The organism is Nocardia sp. CDC159 (genome assembly GCF_023740735.1).
In the GTDB taxonomy this organism is placed as follows: Bacteria; Actinomycetota; Actinomycetes; order Mycobacteriales; family Mycobacteriaceae; genus Nocardia; species Nocardia pulmonis.
On sequence record NZ_JAMRXH010000009.1, the window covers coordinates 318,033 to 336,378 of the forward strand.

18 protein-coding genes are annotated in these 18,346 nt (G+C 66.8%); 9 read left to right on the forward strand and 9 right to left on the reverse strand.

Going from position 1 to position 18,346, the window contains the following annotated elements; translation table 11 throughout:
* Positions 1–21: 21 nt before the first annotated feature.
* Entirely contained in the window at positions 22–831 is an 810-nt protein-coding gene (locus tag NDR87_RS21735) for a DoxX family protein (protein WP_251914850.1), read from the forward strand.
* Between the two features lie 116 nt (positions 832–947).
* Here the strand turns inward: NDR87_RS21735 and ilvD are convergent, their stop codons facing one another.
* Positions 948–2,789 (reverse strand): dihydroxy-acid dehydratase, encoded by a 1,842-nt coding sequence (gene ilvD, locus NDR87_RS21740; protein WP_251914851.1) that lies wholly within the window; start codon positions 2,787–2,789, stop codon positions 948–950.
* Between the two features lie 338 nt (positions 2,790–3,127).
* Complete coding sequence (locus tag NDR87_RS21745) at positions 3,128–3,706, reverse strand: PH domain-containing protein (protein WP_251914852.1); 579 nt, start codon at positions 3,704–3,706, stop codon at positions 3,128–3,130.
* Positions 3,707–4,067: 361 nt separating this feature from the next.
* Between NDR87_RS21745 and NDR87_RS21750 the strand changes: the two genes are divergently transcribed.
* The 4 genes from NDR87_RS21750 (at position 4,068) to NDR87_RS21765 (ending at position 8,105) form a co-directional block, all read left to right on the forward strand.
* Positions 4,068–5,999 carry an acetolactate synthase large subunit gene (locus NDR87_RS21750; protein ID WP_251914853.1) on the forward strand — a complete coding sequence of 644 codons (1,932 nt, stop codon included), beginning with the start codon at positions 4,068–4,070 and terminating at the stop codon, positions 5,997–5,999.
* Entirely contained in the window at positions 5,996–6,499 is a 504-nt protein-coding gene (gene ilvN, locus NDR87_RS21755) for an acetolactate synthase small subunit (RefSeq protein WP_251914854.1), read from the forward strand. Before NDR87_RS21750 ends, ilvN begins: the two co-directional genes overlap by 4 nt.
* 49 nt (positions 6,500–6,548) lie before the next feature.
* Positions 6,549–7,550 (forward strand): ketol-acid reductoisomerase, encoded by a 1,002-nt coding sequence (gene ilvC, locus NDR87_RS21760; protein WP_251914912.1) that lies wholly within the window; start codon positions 6,549–6,551, stop codon positions 7,548–7,550.
* Positions 7,551–7,691: 141 nt separating this feature from the next.
* Positions 7,692–8,105, forward strand: a complete 414-nt coding sequence (locus tag NDR87_RS21765; RefSeq protein ID WP_251914855.1) for an alanine and proline-rich secreted protein Apa — start codon at positions 7,692–7,694, stop codon at positions 8,103–8,105.
* 60 nt (positions 8,106–8,165) lie between these two features.
* On the opposite strand, the gene NDR87_RS21770 is transcribed toward NDR87_RS21765, so the two are convergent.
* Entirely contained in the window at positions 8,166–8,351 is a 186-nt protein-coding gene (locus tag NDR87_RS21770; protein ID WP_251914856.1) for a hypothetical protein, read from the reverse strand.
* Between the two features lie 234 nt (positions 8,352–8,585).
* On the reverse strand, positions 8,586–9,002 hold the full coding sequence (locus NDR87_RS21775) for a PPOX class F420-dependent oxidoreductase (RefSeq protein ID WP_251914857.1): 417 nt from the start codon (positions 9,000–9,002) through the stop codon (positions 8,586–8,588).
* Between the two features lie 239 nt (positions 9,003–9,241).
* Between NDR87_RS21775 and NDR87_RS21780 the strand changes: the two genes are divergently transcribed.
* Entirely contained in the window at positions 9,242–10,834 is a 1,593-nt protein-coding gene (locus NDR87_RS21780; RefSeq protein ID WP_251914858.1) for an ABC transporter substrate-binding protein, read from the forward strand.
* Positions 10,835–10,844: 10 nt separating this feature from the next.
* Positions 10,845–11,303, forward strand: a complete 459-nt coding sequence (locus tag NDR87_RS21785; RefSeq protein ID WP_251914859.1) for a pyridoxamine 5'-phosphate oxidase family protein — start codon at positions 10,845–10,847, stop codon at positions 11,301–11,303.
* Positions 11,304–11,435: 132 nt separating this feature from the next.
* Here the strand turns inward: NDR87_RS21785 and NDR87_RS21790 are convergent, their stop codons facing one another.
* From NDR87_RS21790 to NDR87_RS21800, 3 genes are all read right to left on the reverse strand, one after another.
* A complete protein-coding gene (locus NDR87_RS21790; protein ID WP_251914860.1) occupies positions 11,436–12,389 on the reverse strand; it encodes a hypothetical protein in 954 nt (317 codons plus the stop codon).
* A 190-nt stretch (positions 12,390–12,579) separates the two neighbouring features.
* Positions 12,580–12,864 (reverse strand): antibiotic biosynthesis monooxygenase, encoded by a 285-nt coding sequence (locus NDR87_RS21795; RefSeq protein ID WP_251914861.1) that lies wholly within the window; start codon positions 12,862–12,864, stop codon positions 12,580–12,582.
* Positions 12,861–13,361 (reverse strand): SRPBCC family protein, encoded by a 501-nt coding sequence (locus NDR87_RS21800; RefSeq protein WP_251914862.1) that lies wholly within the window; start codon positions 13,359–13,361, stop codon positions 12,861–12,863. The genes NDR87_RS21795 and NDR87_RS21800 overlap by 4 nt, the downstream gene beginning before the upstream one ends.
* Positions 13,362–13,576: 215 nt before the next feature.
* Between NDR87_RS21800 and NDR87_RS21805 the strand changes: the two genes are divergently transcribed.
* The gene (locus NDR87_RS21805) at positions 13,577–15,181 is read left to right on the forward strand and encodes an ABC transporter substrate-binding protein (protein WP_251914863.1); all 1,605 of its coding nucleotides are present in this window, start codon (positions 13,577–13,579) and stop codon (positions 15,179–15,181) included.
* Between the two features lie 77 nt (positions 15,182–15,258).
* The gene (locus NDR87_RS21810) at positions 15,259–16,068 is read left to right on the forward strand and encodes an endonuclease/exonuclease/phosphatase family protein (protein ID WP_251914864.1); all 810 of its coding nucleotides are present in this window, start codon (positions 15,259–15,261) and stop codon (positions 16,066–16,068) included.
* A gap of 7 nt (positions 16,069–16,075) precedes the next feature.
* On the opposite strand, the gene NDR87_RS21815 is transcribed toward NDR87_RS21810, so the two are convergent.
* Both NDR87_RS21815 and NDR87_RS21820 read right to left on the reverse strand, forming a co-directional pair.
* Complete coding sequence (locus NDR87_RS21815) at positions 16,076–17,083, reverse strand: Gfo/Idh/MocA family oxidoreductase (RefSeq protein ID WP_251914865.1); 1,008 nt, start codon at positions 17,081–17,083, stop codon at positions 16,076–16,078.
* On the reverse strand, positions 17,080–18,114 hold the full coding sequence (locus NDR87_RS21820; protein WP_251914866.1) for a LacI family DNA-binding transcriptional regulator: 1,035 nt from the start codon (positions 18,112–18,114) through the stop codon (positions 17,080–17,082). The genes NDR87_RS21815 and NDR87_RS21820 overlap by 4 nt, the downstream gene beginning before the upstream one ends.
* Positions 18,115–18,346: the final 232 nt, after the last annotated feature.

Below are 18,346 nucleotides of genomic sequence, written 5' to 3' on the forward strand. Positions count from 1 at the left end.
GCCGCGTCATACTCTGACCCCGTGACCGACAAGCCGAACGAAATACCGGAATCGCCACGGACGCAGCCTCCCGCGTCCTCCGGTCAGACGGCCACCAGCCCCTACGACAACCCCACCGGCGAGCTACCGATCGTGCGGCCCACCGCGGGCGGTCGGGTGCCGCGCACCGACGACGAACTCGGCCTCGAACCGGAGGTGCCCGCCGTGGGCGAGCCGAGCACCGAGGCCGCGCCCACCTACGCCTTCGCGTCCATTCCGCCCGCGCCCAGCGCGTCCGGCGATACCGCACGGCTGCGCCGCCGGCCCGAATACCACCGGGGCACAACGGATCTGGGCCTGCTTGCCTTACGTCTGGTGCTCGGTCTCACCTTTCTCTACCACGGCCTGCAGAAGCTGACCGGATGGTTCCACGGTCCGGGCCTGGACGGCACCCGCACGATGCTCGAACAGGGCGGCTGGAAGCACGGCGAGCTGTCGGCGGCCATGCTCACCGTCGCCGAGGTCGGCGGCGGCGTGCTGATCCTGCTCGGCCTGGCCACCCCGCTGGCCGCCGGTGCGGTACTGGCCTCGATCACCGACGCCTGGCTCTGGAAGCAGGGCATGGCCCCCGACTTCCAGTACAAGACGGTCGAATTGGAGTCCATCCTGGTGGCGCTCGCGGGCACGCTCATCCTGACCGGACCGGGGCGATTGTCCTTCGATCGCAATCGCGGCTGGGCGGTGCGGCCCGCGTGGGGGTCGTTCCTGGTTCTGGTCCTCGCGCTGCTCGCGGCCGCGGGATCGTGGATCTACCTGCACGGCGGTAATCCGTTCGACGGCTTCATCGGCTGAAAGGCCTGTTGCCCCCGGGCGATTTCGCCCATCCAGCACCTCGAGGCGATCGACCGGAGGCGCGATACGACGAAGGCCGGAACCCCTTGGGATTCCGGCCTTTCGAGCTTCCGGGTCTACGGCACGCGGCGGACCGCGCCTTTGTCCGCGGAAGTGGCCAGCGCCGCATACGCCCGCAATGCCGTGGTAATCGGGCGATCCCGATGCGCGGGCTGCCAAGGACGTTCGGACGCTTCCATTTTCGCCCGACGCTCGGCGAGAACCTCATCGGAGACCAGCAATTCGAGCGCGCGCGTGTGCACGTCCACCCGGATGCGGTCGCCGTCCTCGATCAGGCCGATGGTGCCGCCACTGGCCGCCTCGGGGGAGATGTGGCCGATCGACAGGCCCGAGGTCCCACCGGAGAAGCGCCCGTCGGTGATCAGCGCGCACACCTTGCCCAGTCCCGCGCCCTTCAGGAATGCGGTGGGGTGCAACATCTCCTGCATGCCCGGTCCGCCCGAGGGACCCTCGTAGCGGACCACGATCACATCGCCCGGCTTGATCTGCTTGCCGAGGATCTTCGACACCGCCTCCTCCTGCGACTCGACCACCACGGCCGGGCCCTCGAAGGTGAACAGGTCCTCGTCGATGCCCGCGGTCTTGAGGATCGCCCCGTCCGGAGCGATGTTCCCGCGCAGCACGCACAGCCCACCCTCGACGGTGTAGGCGTGTTCGAGATCGCGAATGCAGCCCTGCTCGGCGTCGGTGTCCAGCGAGGACCACCGATTGTTCGTGGAGAACGGCTCGGTCGTGCGCACCCCGCCCGGCGCGGCGTGGAACAGCTCGATCGCCTCGTCGGAGGCCTTGCCGGAGCGGATGTCCCAGGTATCGAGCCACTCGTCGAAGGAGCGGGTGTGCACGGTGGACACGTCGGTCTCCAGCAGACCGGCGCGGCGCAGCTCGCCGAGGATGGCCGGAATGCCACCGGCGCGGTGCACATCCTCCATGTGGTAGTCGGAGTTGGGCGACACCTTCGACAGACACGGCACCCGGCGCGAGATCTCGTCGATGGTGTCGAGGGTGAAGTCGATCTCACCTTCCTGCGCGGCGGCCAGCGTGTGCAGCACGGTGTTGGTGGAACCGCCCATCGCCACGTCCAGCGCCATCGCATTGCGGAAGGCCTTCTCGTTGGCGATATTGCGCGGCAGCACCGAGGCGTCGTCCTCGCGGTACCAGCGGTTGGCGATCTCCACGATCGTGGTGCCCGCCCGCTCGAACAGCGCCCGGCGCGCGGCGTGGGTCGCCAACGTCGAACCGTTGCCCGGCAGTGCCAGGCCCAGCGCCTCGGTGAGGCAGTTCATCGAGTTGGCGGTGAACATGCCCGAACAGGAGCCGCAGGTCGGACATGCGCTGCGCTCGACCTCGGTCAGTCCCTCGTCGGTCACCTGGCTCGACGCGCTGGCCGAGATGGCGGTGATCAGATCGGTCGGCGCCTGCGCCACACCGCCGACCACGACCGCCTTGCCGGCCTCCATCGGACCGCCGGAGACGAACACGGCCGGGATGTTGAGCCGCATGGCGGCGTTCAGCATGCCGGGGGTGATCTTGTCGCAGTTGGAGATGCACACCAGCGCGTCGGCGGTGTGCGCGTTGGCCATGTACTCCACCGAGTCGGCGATGATCTCGCGGCTGGGCAGCGAATAGAGCATGCCGCCGTGGCCCATGGCGATGCCGTCGTCGACGGCGATGGTGTGGAACTCGCGCGGCACCCCACCGGCGGCGCGCACGGCCTCGGCCACGATCTCACCGACGTTCTTGAGGTGCACATGACCGGGCACGAACTGCGTATAGGAATTCGCGATGGCGACGATCGGCTTACCGAAATCGGAGTCGGTGAGACCGGTCGCACGCCAGAGGGCGCGCGCGCCCGCGGCGTTGCGTCCGGCGGTCGTGGTGCGTGAACGAAGCGGTGGCATTGGTATGGGTCCTCGTGTGGTCGGCTGGGCCGTCGGCTCGGCGGCACGTCATCGGGGCTGGTCGGCGACCGTGCGCAACAAGATTTCGATGGCTACTCAACGTTACTCCCGCTGGGCGGCGGTGAATGCGCCGGTAGGCGGCCCGCCGGGCGGGGAGTGGACTCGCGGTAACGAGGTAAGCGCCGCAACCGCCGCAATTGTTCCCGGCGGCTGCCCGTACCCCCAGCCTACCGGTCCGCAGAACACCGCCGTCGCACCTTTTCCCGCACTTCGCACCCCGTCCAGCCGCCCACAGCGGGTGCGAAGCGCGGGAAAGGGTGCGACCGCAACGGGTGCGGCTACGTGGTCTCGCCCTCGGCGGTCCGAGACTTCGTCGCCTGCGTCTGCTCGGCAACGTTCGGCTCCGCCTCGGCCTGCTCGGCGGCCGCCCGCTCCGCCTCGGCCTGCTCTGACCCGGCCCGCTCGGCGGCCGCCCGCTCCGCCTCGGCTTGTTCGCCCGTGGCCTGCTCCGCTTCGGCCCGCTCGGCGGCGGCCTTCTCCTCCTCCGCCCGCTCGGCCGCGCCGAACAGATCCGGAATCCGCCCGTTCGACGCCTCGATCAGCGCGCGCAGCCGGTCGTAGCTCACCGCCGGCAGCGCCACCTCGGAGTCGTCGACCAGATGCGCCCGGACGAACCCGCGTTTGGGAATGCGGAAGCCCTTGATCTGCTCCCAGTCCACCCGCCGCGAACCGAACATGCTCCGCAGCTCCAAACCCGACTCCGACACCGTGGTCCGCGTCCGCTCGACCCACACCGCCGCCGCGATCGGAATCACGAACAGCACCCACAGCACCTGTGGCCACCCGAAGAAGGGGAAGGCGACACAGAACAGCAGGACGAACACCCCGAGATGAACCAGCCGGGGGATCCTGATCACCCGACCCGTATCCGATCCGGTGTCGGGCGTATGGGACGATCGAGCAGGTGGCACGGACCGATGCGGCGATGGCATACATCCATCCTCGCATCACGGTAGACATACCCATGAAACCGCCCCGTCTCACATGATGGGACCCAAATGTCAAAATATTTGACGGATCGGTTCTCGCGCACTTACCGTCGTCCGCGTGAATCGAATCGAGCTTCTCGTAATCGGCCGGCGCGTCCAGCGCTGAGTCCGGTCCACGACTCGAGCTCGCAGCTGCGACGCGCCACCCTCGATCAGCCACTGGCTGTCGGGGGCTTTTTTGTGTTCAGGCAAGTTCTGTACTGGAACGACAAGCAGTAAGGAAAAGACGGTGAGCGCACCTACCGCCCGCCCCGGGCCATCGGCCCGCAGGCCTGCGCCCTCGGCCAATCAGCCGGCATCGCCGGCTGCCGCCGCGTCCGCCAACCGCCGCCCGGTCCCGCCGGAGCGGGTCACCGGCGCGCAGTCGGTCGTCCGGTCCCTCGAGGAACTCGGCGTCGACACGGTCTTCGGCATTCCGGGCGGTGCGATTCTTCCGGTCTACGACCCGCTCTTCGATTCCACCAAGGTGCGTCACGTCCTCGTCCGGCACGAGCAGGGCGCGGGTCACGCCGCGACCGGCTACGCGCAGGCAACCGGCAAGGTCGGGGTGTGCATGGCCACCTCCGGCCCGGGCGCGACCAATCTGGTGACCCCGATCGCCGACGCCCAGATGGACTCGGTGCCGCTGGTGGCCATCACCGGCCAGGTCGGCCGCGGCCTGATCGGCACCGACGCCTTCCAGGAGGCCGACATCTCCGGCATCACGATGCCGATCACCAAGCACAACTTCCTGGTCAACGACGCGATCGACATCCCGCGCACGATTGCCGAGGCGTTCTACCTCGCCGCGACCGGACGTCCCGGCGCGGTCCTGGTCGACATCCCCAAGGATGTGCTGCAGGCCCAGACCACCTTCAGCTGGCCGCCGGAAATGCGACTGCCCGGCTACCGCCCGGTGACCAAGCCGCACGGTAAGCAGGTCCGCGAGGCCGCCCGCATGATCCTGGAGGCCAAGGCCCCGGTGCTGTACGTCGGCGGCGGTGTGATCAAGGCCGAGGCGTCCAAGGAACTGCTGGAACTGGCCGAGCTGACCGGCATTCCGGTCGTCACCACCCTGATGGCGCGCGGCGCGTTCCCCGACAGCCACACCCTGAACATGGGCATGCCCGGCATGCACGGCACCGTGGGAGCCGTTGCGGCGCTGCAGCGTTCGGATCTGCTGATCACCCTCGGCGCTCGCTTCGACGATCGCGTCACCGGCAAGCTGGAGTCGTTCGCCCCGAACGCCCGGGTGATCCACGCCGACATCGATCCGGCCGAGATCGGCAAGAACCGCCACGCCGATGTGCCGATCGTGGGCGACTGCCGCGAGGTGATCATCGAGCTGATCGAGACGTTGAAGGCCGATCCGGCCGCGAACGGCACTCCGCTGCTGGACCTTTCGGACTGGTGGCGCTACCTGAACAACGCCCGCGACCGCTATCCGCTGGGCTACACCCCGCCCAGCGACGGCTCGCTCTCGCCGGAGTTCGTCATCGAGAAGCTGGGTCAGCTGGCCGGTCCGGACGCGATCTACTGCGCGGGCGTGGGCCAGCACCAGATGTGGGCCGCGCAGTTCATCAAGTACGAAAAGCCGCGCACCTGGCTGAATTCCGGCGGTCTGGGCACCATGGGTTACGCCGTTCCGGCGGCCATGGGCGCCAAGATGGGCGCACCCGACACGGAGGTGTGGGCCATCGACGGCGACGGCTGCTTCCAGATGACCAATCAGGAGCTGGCCACATGTGCCGTCGAGGGCGTGCCGATCAAGGTCGCGCTGATCAACAACGGCAACCTCGGCATGGTCCGCCAGTGGCAGACCCTGTTCTACGAGGAGCGCTACTCCAACACCGATCTGGGCACCCACACCCTGCGCATCCCCGACTTCGTGAAGCTGGCCGAGGCGCTGGGCTGCCACGGCATCCGGGTCGAGAAGGAAGAGGATGTGGAGGCCGCGATCCGCGAGGCGCAGGCGATCAACGACCGCCCCGTGGTGATCGACTTCATCGTCGGCAAGGATGCCCAGGTGTGGCCGATGGTCGCCGCCGGAACCTCCAACGACGAGATCATGGCCGCCCGCGGCATCCGCCCGCTGTTCGACGACGACGAGTCGGCCGCCGAGCCCGCCGTCATCCACGAGGCCATGTCGCACGACCGCACCCAGAAGGGGGCCCAGCAATGAGCACGACACACACGCTGAGCGTGCTGGTGGAGGACAAGCCCGGCGTGCTCGCCCGCGTGGCGAGCCTGTTCTCCCGGCGCGGCTTCAATATCGAATCGCTCGCGGTCGGCGGCACCGAGGTCAAGGAGATCTCGCGGATGACCATCGTCGTGACGGTCGACGACCTGCCGCTCGAGCAGGTCACCAAGCAGCTCAACAAGCTGGTCAACGTCATCAAGATCGTGGAGCAGGACCCCGAGGCGTCGGTGGCCCGCGAGCTGATCCTGGTGAAGGTGCGCGCCGACGCCAGCGTGCGCACCCAGGTGATCGAGTCGGTGAACCTGTTCCGCGCCAAGGTCATCGACGTCTCGCCCGACGCGCTCACCATCGAGGCGACCGGCACCCGGTCCAAGCTCGACGCGTTATTGAGAATGCTGGAGCCGTACGGGATCCGGGAGATCGTGCAGTCGGGTGTGGTGGCCGTGGGCCGCGGCCCCAAGTCCATCACGGCGACGCGTTAATTCTTCGACACTCGAAATTAGAAGGGACACAACCACAGTGGCAGTCGAGATGTTCTACGACGACGATGCCGACCTGTCGATCATCCAGGGTCGCAAGGTCGCCGTCATCGGCTACGGCTCCCAGGGGCACGCGCACTCGCTGAGCCTGCGTGACTCCGGCGTCGAGGTCCGCGTGGGCCTCAAGGAGGGTTCGAAGTCGCGGGAGAAGGCCGAGGAGGCCGGACTCACCGTCGGCACCCCCGCCGAGGTCGCGGAGTGGGCCGACGTCATCATGCTGCTCGCCCCCGACACCGCGCAGGCATCGATCTTCTCGAGCGACATCGAGCCCAATCTGAAGGACGGCGACGCGCTGTTCTTCGGCCACGGCCTGAACATCCACTTCGGCCTGATCAAGCCCCCGGCCAACGTGACTATCGGCATGGTCGCCCCGAAGGGCCCGGGTCACCTGGTCCGCCGCCAGTTCGTCGACGGCAAGGGCGTTCCGGCCCTGATCGCCGTCGAGCAGGACCCGAAGGGTGAGGGGCAGGCCCTGGCGCTGTCCTACGCCAAGGGCATCGGCGGCACCCGCGCGGGCGTCATCAAGACCACCTTCAAGGAGGAGACCGAGACCGACCTGTTCGGTGAGCAGGCCGTCCTCTGCGGTGGCACCGAGGAACTGGTCAAGACCGGTTTCGAGGTCATGGTCGAGGCGGGCTACGCCCCCGAGATGGCGTACTTCGAGGTCCTGCACGAGCTCAAGCTGATCGTCGACCTCATGTACGAGGGCGGCATCGCCCGCATGAACTACTCGGTCTCCGACACCGCCGAATTCGGCGGCTACCTGTCGGGTCCGCGCGTCATCGACGCGGGCACCAAGGAGCGCATGAAGGAGATCCTGCGCGACATCCAGGACGGCACCTTCGTCAAGCGCTTGGTCGCCAACGTCGAGGGCGGCAACAAGGAACTCGAGTCCCTGCGCAAGCAGAACGCCGAACACCCCATCGAGGTCACCGGCAAGAAGCTGCGCGGCCTGATGAGCTGGGTGGATCGCCCGATCACCGAAACCGCGTAAGGACCTGCGTCACAACGACGTTCAACCTACAACGGCCCGACACCGCCACGGTGCCGGGCCGTTGCGCGTACCGACGTGATTCGTCTCATTCCGTAGGATCACCGATGCGCGCTGAAGTGGTCGCTTGTCTAAACTACGCGGATGATCCGCAAATCCCTCGCAATCGCGGCGCTGGCCGGGCTCGTCGCCGTGCCCGCGACCGCCCATGCCGAGCCGGTTTCGCCCGCCGAATCCGCGGCTCGCGCCTACATCGCCGCCCTGCTCTCGCACAACGCCTCGAACGTCCCCCTCGCCCCCGACGCGCACCGCGTCGAGAACGGCGTCCCCACCGGCTTCTCCGGCGCCGACCTGAAGTTCCAGCTGGAATACGGCCCGCAGTATCGGATCATCACCGCCATCTACGACCTGACGGTCACCACCAACGGCGACCACGTGGACACGCACTATCGGCTGGACACCGGCCTGTTCGGCGTGAAGCTGAAGACCGCCGAGGTGACCGAGAGCTTCGAGGTACCCGGGGGTTTGATCAAGGAAATCAACGCGACCTTCAAGTGAGCGCCCCGCAGACCAACGGCCCGGCTCCTGCTCGGGGCGCCGGGCCGTTGGGGTGGCCGGTCAGCTACTGCCGAACCAGCCCGGCGGGACAACCCGATGCCACCCCTGACCCGGATGGTGGTGGCGGCGATCGTAGGGATCGCAGTCGTCCCGGCGGTCGTTGCGGTTCCGGTCCCACGGCAGGAACCGGTCCCACGGATTACTCCAGTAGTCGTGCCCGATCTCGGCGGCAACCGGCGCCCTCACCGCCTCGGCCTGAGCCGAAACCGCAAGAGTCCCAACAGGAGCGACCACAAGAGCCCCGGCAACCGCCACCCGAGCCGCCGCGCGCCTGATATTCGAGCTCAAGACAACCTCCCAACGTGGTTCCGCTCCAACCACTCTCGCTCACACCCCCGCCCCCGTCACGGGTGCCAGCCCGACCTCCGGGTCGATTTCATCCTCGAGTATGAGCCCCCTCGGGGACCTCCCGGACCGGAATCACCCCACGCCTCGCACACCCCCCTGTGGATTTCGCGGGTCGATGTGCCAACTCCGCACCCGCCGCGGCCGAATCCGAATTATCTCGTCGCAGAACCACTCCGGCGCCACCGGCGCAACCTCGACCGTCACCACCTCCGCAACCCCCCGAATCTCCATCCCTCGCCCCCATCCGGGCTTGACCGCACTCGGATCATCGGGCGTCATATCGTCGATCACGATGCTCACATTGGGATTGGCCCGCACATTCCGATACCGAGCCGCGGTCGGCGTCGGCCCGCCGATGTCGATCGTGTGATCGGAATTCAACCGAAAACCGACGGGAACGATCTGCGGCTTGCCGGAGGGACTGACGGTTGCGAGGCGGGCCAGGCGCTGGGTGGCGAGGTAGCCGCGTTCGGCTTCGGTGAAGGTCATGGCCGGACGGTAGAACGCAAACCAGGGTTGAGGTCAAGGACGGCTGCGTGCGGATCGTGCCAAACCCCGACCATGCTCGAGGTCGAGACATCGTCCGACCATCGGCGATCGCGGCGAATCGCCGACACTTCCGCACGGGATCGTTAGTGTCCGTGGAGATTCGAGTCGGTCCGATGGCGTCGCTGGCGATGTGGGTGTACCGCGGGTCGGGTCGGTTGGTCTCGATGTCAGGGAGCGCTATGGGAGTCCAGCGAGTCGGCGCGGCCGTTGTCGCGATTCTGGTGGTGGCGGGTGTGGGGGCGGTGGGCTGTTCGTCACCGGCCGCCTCGGACGACCTCGTCACGGTCAACGGCGCCGAACCCCAGAACCCCCTGATCCCCACCGCCGTCAACGACAACTTCGGTAGCCGGGTCGTCGAGCGGCTGTTCGCCGGGCTGAAGTACTACGACGCCGAGGGGAATGCGCACAACGAGGTGGCGGAGTCGATCGAGACCAGTGACAGGCGGCACTATCGGATCACCATCAAGGACTGGAAGTTCACCGATGGGTCGGCGGTGACGGCGAAGTCGTTCGTGGATGCGTGGAATTTCGGGGCGCTCGGGAGCAATGCCCAGGTGCAGAATTGGATCTTCACGCCGATTGCGGGGTATGACGAGGTGGCGGCGAAACCGCCTCGGGCGCAGACCATGTCGGGGTTGAAGGTGGTGGATGACAGGACCTTTACCGTCGAGTTGAAGCGGCCGTCGATCGACTTCGAGTTGGGGTTGGGCCATGCGTCGTTCTATCCGTTGCCGGAGGTGGCGTTCCGGGATATGAAGGCGTTCGGGGAGCGGCCGGTGGGGAATGGGCCGTATCGGTTCGAGGAGTGGCGGCACAATGTGGCCATCGAGGTGCGAGCCAATCCGGACTATCGCGGGGGGCGGCCGGCGCGCAACAAGGGGTTGCGGTTCGTGATGTACCAGTCCTTCGATACCGCCTATGCCGATCTGCAGGCGGGGAATCTCGATGCGCTGGACCGGATTCCGGATTCGGCGCTGTCGACCTATCGCGCGGATCTGGGGGATCGAGCCATGACCAAGCCGATGTCGCAGAACGATCTGATCGGGATTCAGAACAACGTGCCGCACTTCACGGGGGCCGAGGGGATACTGCGACGCAAGGCGCTGTCGATGGCGATAAATCGGGAACAGCTCTGTGACAACATCTTCCGGGGTGCCCGGATTCCGGCAAAGGGGTTCACGGTCGCGACGCTGCCCGGATTCGATCCTGCCACACCCGGATCGGAGGTGCTGCGATACGAGCCGGGGGAGGCGAAAAAGCTGTGGCAGCAGGCGAACTCGATAGCCCCGTGGTCCGGCCGCCTCGAACTGGCCTACAACGCCGACGGCAATCACCAGAGCTGGATCGACGCCGTGGTGAACAGTATCAAGAACACCCTCGGCATCGACGCGATCAGTGTGCCGTATCCGACCTTCAGCAACTTCCGCGCGGCGATCACCGGGCGCACCATCGGTAAGGCATACCGGCACGGCTGGCAGGGACATTACCCGTCGATGCTGGAAGTTCTCACGGCGAACTACTACAGCACCTCCGGATCCAACGACATCGGCTACGGCAACCCGGAATTCGACCGCCTCATCGACGCGGCGCAAGCCGCCCCGACTCCCGGTGAATCCCATGAACTGGTCGCCCGCGCGCAGGCGGTCCTGTTCCGTGATATGGCCGACATTCCGGTCCTGGACTTCGTCGCCGCGGCGGGCCGCGCACCTGCCGTGCGGCAGGCACCCCTCACCTGGAGCGGGCTTTTCGATTTCGAGAACATCGTGAAGTAGAGATGAGCCCATGGACGAACGGGAACTGTTGGAGGAATATGTCGCCCGTGCCCGCTTGCTGCAGCTGGCGACCGTATCCGCGAGTGGCGCTCCAAGTGTCTGCACCGTCTGGTACGTGCCGGAACTCCGGCCCGACCGGTTGCGCTTCGTCTCCCGCCGGGATCGGCTGCATCCGGGGAACATTCGATGCGATCCGGCCGTCGCCGGGGCGATTCTGGACAATCCGCCCGAGGAACTGGGGCTGACGGCCCGCGGGGTCTCGTTCACCGGGCGCGTGCGACAGTTGCCGGGCGAGGGCATCGAAGCCGAGATCGCGGCGTTCGTGAACCGCTGGCCGCGGGCGGCAGGGGTGCTCGGGGCCATGCCGGAGGGAGCCTCGCGAATGTACGAGATCGCTGTCGAGCAATGGGTGCTGTTCGACGAGCAGAACTTTCCGAAGGCCCCGCGGCGGGAGATCGCGGGTAGGTAGCTCGCAGCGCTCCACACGTATCCGACAGAGCCCGGAATGCGTCCGGCGCATTCCGGGCTCCGGCCGGTCGGCGCGCCGGTGTGGTGACGATGGGTCTCCACACCCCAGGGCGATGGTGGCGCCGAGCGGGATTCAGGAAGCGGTGCAGTTCTTCTGGGTGTCGGTGCGGACCTTGCGGCCGGTGAACTCCTCGAGGATGGCGATGTTCTCCTTCGAGTAGTTCTGCTGGGTGATCTTGTCGGCCGCGGGGCTACCCAGTTTGCTGCCGTAGGGTGCGGACTTCTCCAACCAGTAGGCGGTGCGCAGGAACTGGATCAGGACCAGGTCGCGGACCTTCTGCTCGTTCTTGATCTTGTTCCAGAAGGCGGGGTGCTTGTCCTTGGCCACGCGCAGGTAGAGCAACAGGTAGCGCAGGTTGGTGGCGGCGATGTCGCGGGAATTGGAGGCGCCGATGCCCTTGATGTAATCCTGTACGACGGTCGCCGCGGGCAGGCCCATGAGGCCGGCGTTGAGCTCGGCGGTCACGCCCTGGAAGTGGTAGTCGCCCTGCTGACGGTCGCGCAGGTAGATGTCGTCCATATCCTTGCTGAGGTTGTCCTTGATCAAGGGCAGGATCTCGCGGCGCGGAAAGCCGTCGTGCAGCGGGATTTTCAGCAGCTGCTGCGAGGCGTTGATCCAGGACGCGGTGTAGTTGTCCCACTCGGTGCGCGCCGCGTCCAGGTCCCACATGTGGGTCTCCTCGTGGATCGCGACCATCATCGATTCGGCGAATGCCTCGAAACTGCGGGTCTCCACGAACTGATTCCAGTGCGGGTCCTTGGCCTGCGCGATGGCCAGCTTCTCACCGCTGGGCCAGCGTCGCTTGTACATCTCCTGGAGGGTCTTCATCCAGTTCGAGCGATTGAACCTGGCCTTCAGGTCGCTCAAATCGGCTGTGGGATTGGAGGGTTCGTCGTAACAATAGGGCTGGGCCTGGAGCTCGGTGGCCGGAGCGGCCGGGGTGGGTTCGGCCACCGCCAGCGAGCCCGGCCCCAGCGACAGGGCAAGGGTGGCGATGACCACGGGTAGTAGGCGTTGACGTTTCACGGCGGCCTCGCTTCGGAGGAAGTGCGGAGAGTAGGTGCAGATCAGCCGGGCCGGGCGACCCGGCCAATGCCACCCCATGCTAGCGGTGCGACCCCTATCACAAACCCCAAAAACCTTCGGGCAGAACGAAAGCGGATTCGTAATAGGGGTTATTTACCCGGCCCCTAACGCCGGTCCGGTCGTCGGGCGTTCAACACGAGTACAGCGTGAAGATCTCCCGTGGTCGGATTTCCCGCTCGTCGAAGGCAATGTCGACCTCCGCGGTCGGAAGGGTCGCGAACGCCTCGGCATACTCCCGTTCGCTTTCCCAATGAGCCGCCGAGACAACGGCTTTGCCGTCTTCGGTCACCCAGCAGTCGACCGAGACGCAGCCCGCTGTCGTGCACAGCACGTCGCGCACCCGATGGACGCGGTCGACAAACCGCTCGAGCTGTTCGGGCGCGGGATAGTGAAAGGCGATGAATCCGACTGTCATTCCGGCACCCCCAGCATTCGGGTGAGCGCGCGCAGCCCGCGCACCACCGGGCTCCACCGCGCCGGGCGGCGCACCGATCCGGTGAGCTGCCGCTCGGCGCGGTCGAGCAGATCCTCGAGGCAGGCGTCGTGCAGCCAACGAATGGCCAGCGGCCAGGTGAGCCGGGTGAGTCCGTGGACGTGCATGGCGATCAGGTGGCGCAGCGTGACCGCATGGTCGCCGTCGGCGTGGACCGTGAACTCGTGAAAACCCTCGAAGCCGCGTGGGCCGGTGAAGCGGAAGCGGATCCAGTGCCCGGGCTGATACTCCTCCACCCAGTAGCGGATGGGTCCGTGGCCGCCGACCGCGCCCACTCGCAACGGTCGGTCGAACCGCGGGCCGGTCCAGCGGTCCACCGGCCACAGCCGATCGTCCTCGCTGGCAAGACTATCGATCAGCGCGCCGACCGCTGCCTCGGTGCCGGGTAAGCGCCGTTCGTGGATGTTGACCACACCCATGACAGTCACCTTTCTAGAGTGCTTGTTCCATATTGAATTGGAACATGCGCTCTATATGTCGCGGAAGGGTGACGCGGCTCACCTGTGAAAAACTGAGCGAACGACTGGTCTTTTCTCTCCGATATGCATGACAACCTTCCTTCAAATGGCTACTGTCCGAGATCAATTCGGGGCTGTCGGGGCAGACCTCGACCATCTCGAGAACGGAGAGCGCGTTGAGATTCACAAGATTTGGTGCGCTGGTCGCCGCCGCCGTGGTGGCGACCGGGCTGACCGTGGCCGGATGTACCTCGGGCGACGGCGGTAGCGGCGACATCGTGACGGTGAATGCCGGTGAGCCGCAGAACCCGCTGGTGCCCACCAACACCAACGAGAACATGGGCGGCCGTGTCCTCGACCGGTTGTTCGCCGGACTCAAGTACTACGACGCGGACGGCAAGGCCTACAACGAGGTAGCGCAGGCTATCGAGACCACCGACCGGCAGCATTACAAGATCACGCTCAAGGACTGGAAGTTCATCGACGGCACGCCGGTGACGGCCAAGTCCTTCGTGGATGCCTGGAACTACGGTGCGCTCGGCACCAACGGTCAGAACCTGAACTGGGCGTACTCGTCGATCGCGGGCTTCGACCAGGTGTCGTCGAATCCGCCTACGGCGCAGACGCTGTCGGGTCTGAAGGTGATCGACGACAAGACCTTCACCGTCGATCTGAAGCAGCCGTCGATCGACTTCGAACTCTCGCTCGGATTCGCGGCGTTCTACCCCATGCCGGACGTGGCGTTCAAGGATATGAAGGCCTTCGGCGAGAACCCGATCGGCAACGGCCCCTACAAGTTCGCCAATTCCGGTGCGTGGCAGCACAATGTGCAGATCGACCTGGTGCCCAACCCGGACTATCCCGGCGGTCGCAAGCCCAAGAACAAGGGCCTGCGGTTCGTGATGTACCAGTCCTTCGACACCGCGTACGCCGACCTGCTGGCCGGTAACCTCGACGCCCTGGACACCATTCCGACAAGCGCGCTGTCGTCGTTCAAACAGGATCTGGGTGACCGGGCGATCGGCAAGCCCACCGCGCAGAACCAGCATGTCGGCATCCAGCCGAGTACGCCGCACTTCGGTGGTGAAGAGGGTGTGCTGCGCCGCAGGGCGATTTCGATGGCGATCAACCGGCAGCAGATCTGCGACACCATCTGGAAGGGAACCAAGATCCCGGCGCGGGACTTCACCGCGGCGACCCTGCCCGGCTTCCGTGGTGATCTGCCCGGGGTGGAGTTTCTCCAGTACAACCCCGAGGAGGCCAAGAAGCTCTGGGCGCAGGCCAATGCCCTCTCGCCGTGGTCGGGCCGCTTCGAGATCGCCTACAACTCCGACGGCGGTCATCAGGACTGGATCGAGGCGGTCGCCAACAGCATCAAGAACACCCTCGGCATCGATGCCGTCGCCACCCCGTATCCGACCTTCAAGCAGATCCGGGATCTGGTCAGCTCCCGCACGATCGGTAAGGCCTTCCGCTACGGCTGGCAGGGCGATTACCCCTCGATGTTCCAGTTCCTGACCTCGCAGTACCTGTCGAGTTCGGAGACCAACGACGTCGACTACAAGAATCCGGAATTCGACCGGCTGATCGCGCAGGCGCAGGCCGCACCGACACCGGAGGAGTCCTACAAGGTGGTCGCGCAGGCGCAGACCCTGCTGCTGCGAGATATGGCGGATATCCCGGTGCTCGACTACATGGCCGAGGCGGGACACTCGGAGAAGGTGAAGAAGGCGCCGCTGACCTGGAACGGTCTGTTCGACTTCGAGAACATCGAGAAGTAACGGGCCGACCGCCGGTCGCGCCGTCGCGGTTTGGGCTGCCGTCCCGCGGCAACCCGGCCGTTATGCGTCTCCGAGTCGTGACACTGAACATCTGGAACGACGAGGGCGATGCGGCGGCGCGACCGGCGGTCATCAATGCCGAACTGCGGCGGCTGGCACCCGATCTCCTTGCACTACAGGAGGTTTTGCCCGAGCAGGTGAGCACGCTGGTCGTGGGAACCGATCTGCACGCCGTCCACCAGGCCCAGACGGGGGCGACCGTTTCACCGCGCGCGGCGGAGACCGGTGGCACGCTGGTGGCCAGCCGCTGGCCGCCTCGCATCGTGGAGGCCCTGGATCTGCGCGGCGCCGGGGCCACCGATCTCGCCTACCTCACCCTGGCCGCGCTGGTGCCGCTGCCGGGACTGGGCGAGATCTTGTTCGTCGGCACCGCCACGTCGTTCCGGCTCGACGCGGAGGTCGAACGGGAGCGGCAGGCCCTGGCATTGACCGACCTCGACGCCCGCCACCGCACCGAACTCCCGACGATCATGGCGGGCGACTTCAATGCCGACCCGGACACCGCGAGCATTCGATACCTCACCGGACGGCAATCGCTGTCGGGGCGCAGTGGCTACTACCACGATGTGTGGGAGGTGGCCGGGGACGGACCGGGGCACACCTGGTCGGCCGATAATCCGAACGCCGCAACCGATATCGAGCAGCTGGTCCGGCAGCCGGGCCATCGCCGTCGGATCGATTACATCTTCGTCGCCGGGCCCTACGCACATCCCCGGTCCTATGCCCGGATCCGCGGTGCCGCAGTCGCCTTCGACAGGCCCGTCGACGGCGTGCAGGCCAGCGACCACTACGGCGTCGTCGCCGACCTCGATATCGGGTGGTTGTGATCCGGCCTCAGATCCGCACCTCCTCGACGGCCACCGGCCTCCGCTCGCGCCGCGAGAGCTCGCACGCCTCGGCGATGTAGAAGGCCTCGAGCGCATCGATCGGTTCGCACGGATTCTCGGTTTCGCCGGTGACGACCGAGAGGAAGATCCTCAGCTCCTCGGTGTAGGCGCGGCGGAAGCGTTCCATGAAGCCCGGATACGCCGGATACGGCGACGCCGGATAGTCCGGTTCGACCGACCGCAGCGGTGACCGATCATCCAGTCCCACAACGGCATTGCCCCGGGAGCCGAGCACCTCCAGGCGCACGTCGTAGCCCGCGCCGTTGTAGCGGCCGAGCGACACCGTCGCCAGCGCCCCGTCGTCCATCCGCATGACCACTGCGGCGGTGTCCACATCCCCGGCGTCTGCGAAGAACCGCTCGCCGCGGTTGCCGCCCAGGACGAACACCTCGGCCACCTCCCGCCCGGTGACCCAGCGGATGATGTCGAAATCGTGGACGCCGCAATCGCGGAACAACCCGCCCGACCGCGGAATGTATTCGGCGGGCGGCGGGGCGGGGTCGAGGGTGGTCGCCCGCAGGGTGTGCAGCCAGCCCAGCTCGCCCGCCGCCACCGCGGCCCGAGCCGCGGCGTAGCCGATGTCGAAGCGGCGCTGGAAACCGATCTGCACCGGCACCGAACCGTTCTCGACGTGCCGGATGACCTCGAGAGTGCCCGCGATATCGGCGGCCACCGGCTTCTCACAGAACACCGGTATGCCGCGATCGACGGCCTTGGTGATCAGTTCCGGATGCGAATCGGTGGCGGTGGCGATCACCAGCCCCGCGATATCGGCGGCCAGCAGGGTCTCGATGTCCGGGGCGAATTCGACGCCGAGCTTGGTGGCCGTGGTGCGGGCCCGCTCGCGGTCGGCGTCGGCGACCACCACGCTCGCGACGCCGGGCAGCGCCTTGAGCGTCTCCGCGTGCGAGGTGCCGATGCGACCCGTGCCTGCGAGGCCCAACCTGATGGTCATCTGAAGCTCCTGTCGGTGTGGAATGGTTTGCCTGCGGGCGGCGCGTCCGTCGATCGGATGATCAGGATCGGGGCCACCCGGTGGCGCACCGGTTCGGTGCGGCCGTCGCGCAGCCGTTCGACCAGCGCCTCGACGGCCAGCCGGCCCATGATGAGGCGGGGCTGGTCGATGGTGGTCAGCGAGATGTGCCGCAGCGAGGCCAGCGACGAATTGTCGTAGCCGACGACCGAGACGTCGTGCGGGACGCGCAGCCCCGCGTCCTCCAGCGCGGACATCGCGCCGATGGCATTGAAGTCGTTGCCGCAGACCAGTGCGGTGGGAAAGTTGTCGCGGGAGAACAGCCGCAGCAGTTTGTTCGCGGCCGCCAGGCCCGCACCGTCGGTGTGCTCGCTGGGGACGACCATCGGTTCCAGGCCGTGCCGCTCCATGGCGGTCAGATAGCCCCGGCGGCGCGGCCCCGCGGAGAACGCGGCACCGCCGTCGAAGTGCACGATCCGCTGATGACCCTGGGCCACGAGGTGATCGACGGCCATGGCGACGCCCCGAACGCCGTCGTCGTTGACGGTGTCGATATTGCTCATCGTCGAACTGCGAGACACCATCACCAGCGGGCACTGCTGCGCCGCCTGGCGAATGGCCGAGGCGGGCAGCACCGGCGACAGCAGGATGATGCCGCCGGGGCGGAAGGCCAGCAGGCTCTCCAGGGCGGCCCGCTCGCGAGCGGCGTTGCGGTGGCCGGTGTTCAGGATCAGCTCCAGCCCGGCCTCCTGCGCGGCGGCGTCCATGCCCGCGACCACATCGGCGAAGAACGTATTGCGCAGGTCCGAGACCATCACGCCGACGATGTTGGAGGTGCGACTGGCCAGCGAGCGGGCCATCGCGTGCGGCTGGTAGCCGAGCTCCTTGGCGGCGGCCAGGACCGCGCGCCTGCGATGCTCGCTCACCTTCGGCGACCCACGCATGACCAGCGAGACCAGCGCGCGGGAGACGCCTGCCCGTGCGGCGACGTCTTCCATGGTGGGTCGGGTCATCGTGAATCCTTCGAGCTACTGCGACGGTGATCGAGTGTGTCGGACGTTACAGCGTTGCGGTGACGCAATCAATAGAGCGCTCCAACCGGACAGTGATCCATGCCGCGGGATGTCGAATAGGGCCAGGATGCGAGGGTTTTCCGAGGTAGAGCGCCTGTTGTGAGCGGAGGTCGGCGCTTGACACCTTCGTGATCCAGGTTACATAGTTGGAGCGCTCCAACGATTCCGGAGC

Coding starts and splice junctions, on each gene's coding strand:
- ilvD (WP_251914851.1), bottom strand. CDS start 2,789: ATGCCACCGCTTCGTTCACGCACCACGACCGCCGGACGCAACGCCGCG.
- ilvN (WP_251914854.1), top strand. CDS start 5,996: ATGAGCACGACACACACGCTGAGCGTGCTGGTGGAGGACAAGCCCGGC.
- ilvC (WP_251914912.1), top strand. CDS start 6,549: ATGTTCTACGACGACGATGCCGACCTGTCGATCATCCAGGGTCGCAAG.
- NDR87_RS21765 (WP_251914855.1), top strand. CDS start 7,692: ATGATCCGCAAATCCCTCGCAATCGCGGCGCTGGCCGGGCTCGTCGCC.
- NDR87_RS21775 (WP_251914857.1), bottom strand. CDS start 9,002: ATGACCTTCACCGAAGCCGAACGCGGCTACCTCGCCACCCAGCGCCTG.
- NDR87_RS21780 (WP_251914858.1), top strand. CDS start 9,242: ATGGGAGTCCAGCGAGTCGGCGCGGCCGTTGTCGCGATTCTGGTGGTG.
- NDR87_RS21785 (WP_251914859.1), top strand. CDS start 10,845: ATGGACGAACGGGAACTGTTGGAGGAATATGTCGCCCGTGCCCGCTTG.
- NDR87_RS21795 (WP_251914861.1), bottom strand. CDS start 12,864: ATGACAGTCGGATTCATCGCCTTTCACTATCCCGCGCCCGAACAGCTC.
- NDR87_RS21800 (WP_251914862.1), bottom strand. CDS start 13,361: ATGGGTGTGGTCAACATCCACGAACGGCGCTTACCCGGCACCGAGGCA.
- NDR87_RS21815 (WP_251914865.1), bottom strand. CDS start 17,083: ATGACCATCAGGTTGGGCCTCGCAGGCACGGGTCGCATCGGCACCTCG.
- NDR87_RS21820 (WP_251914866.1), bottom strand. CDS start 18,114: ATGACCCGACCCACCATGGAAGACGTCGCCGCACGGGCAGGCGTCTCC.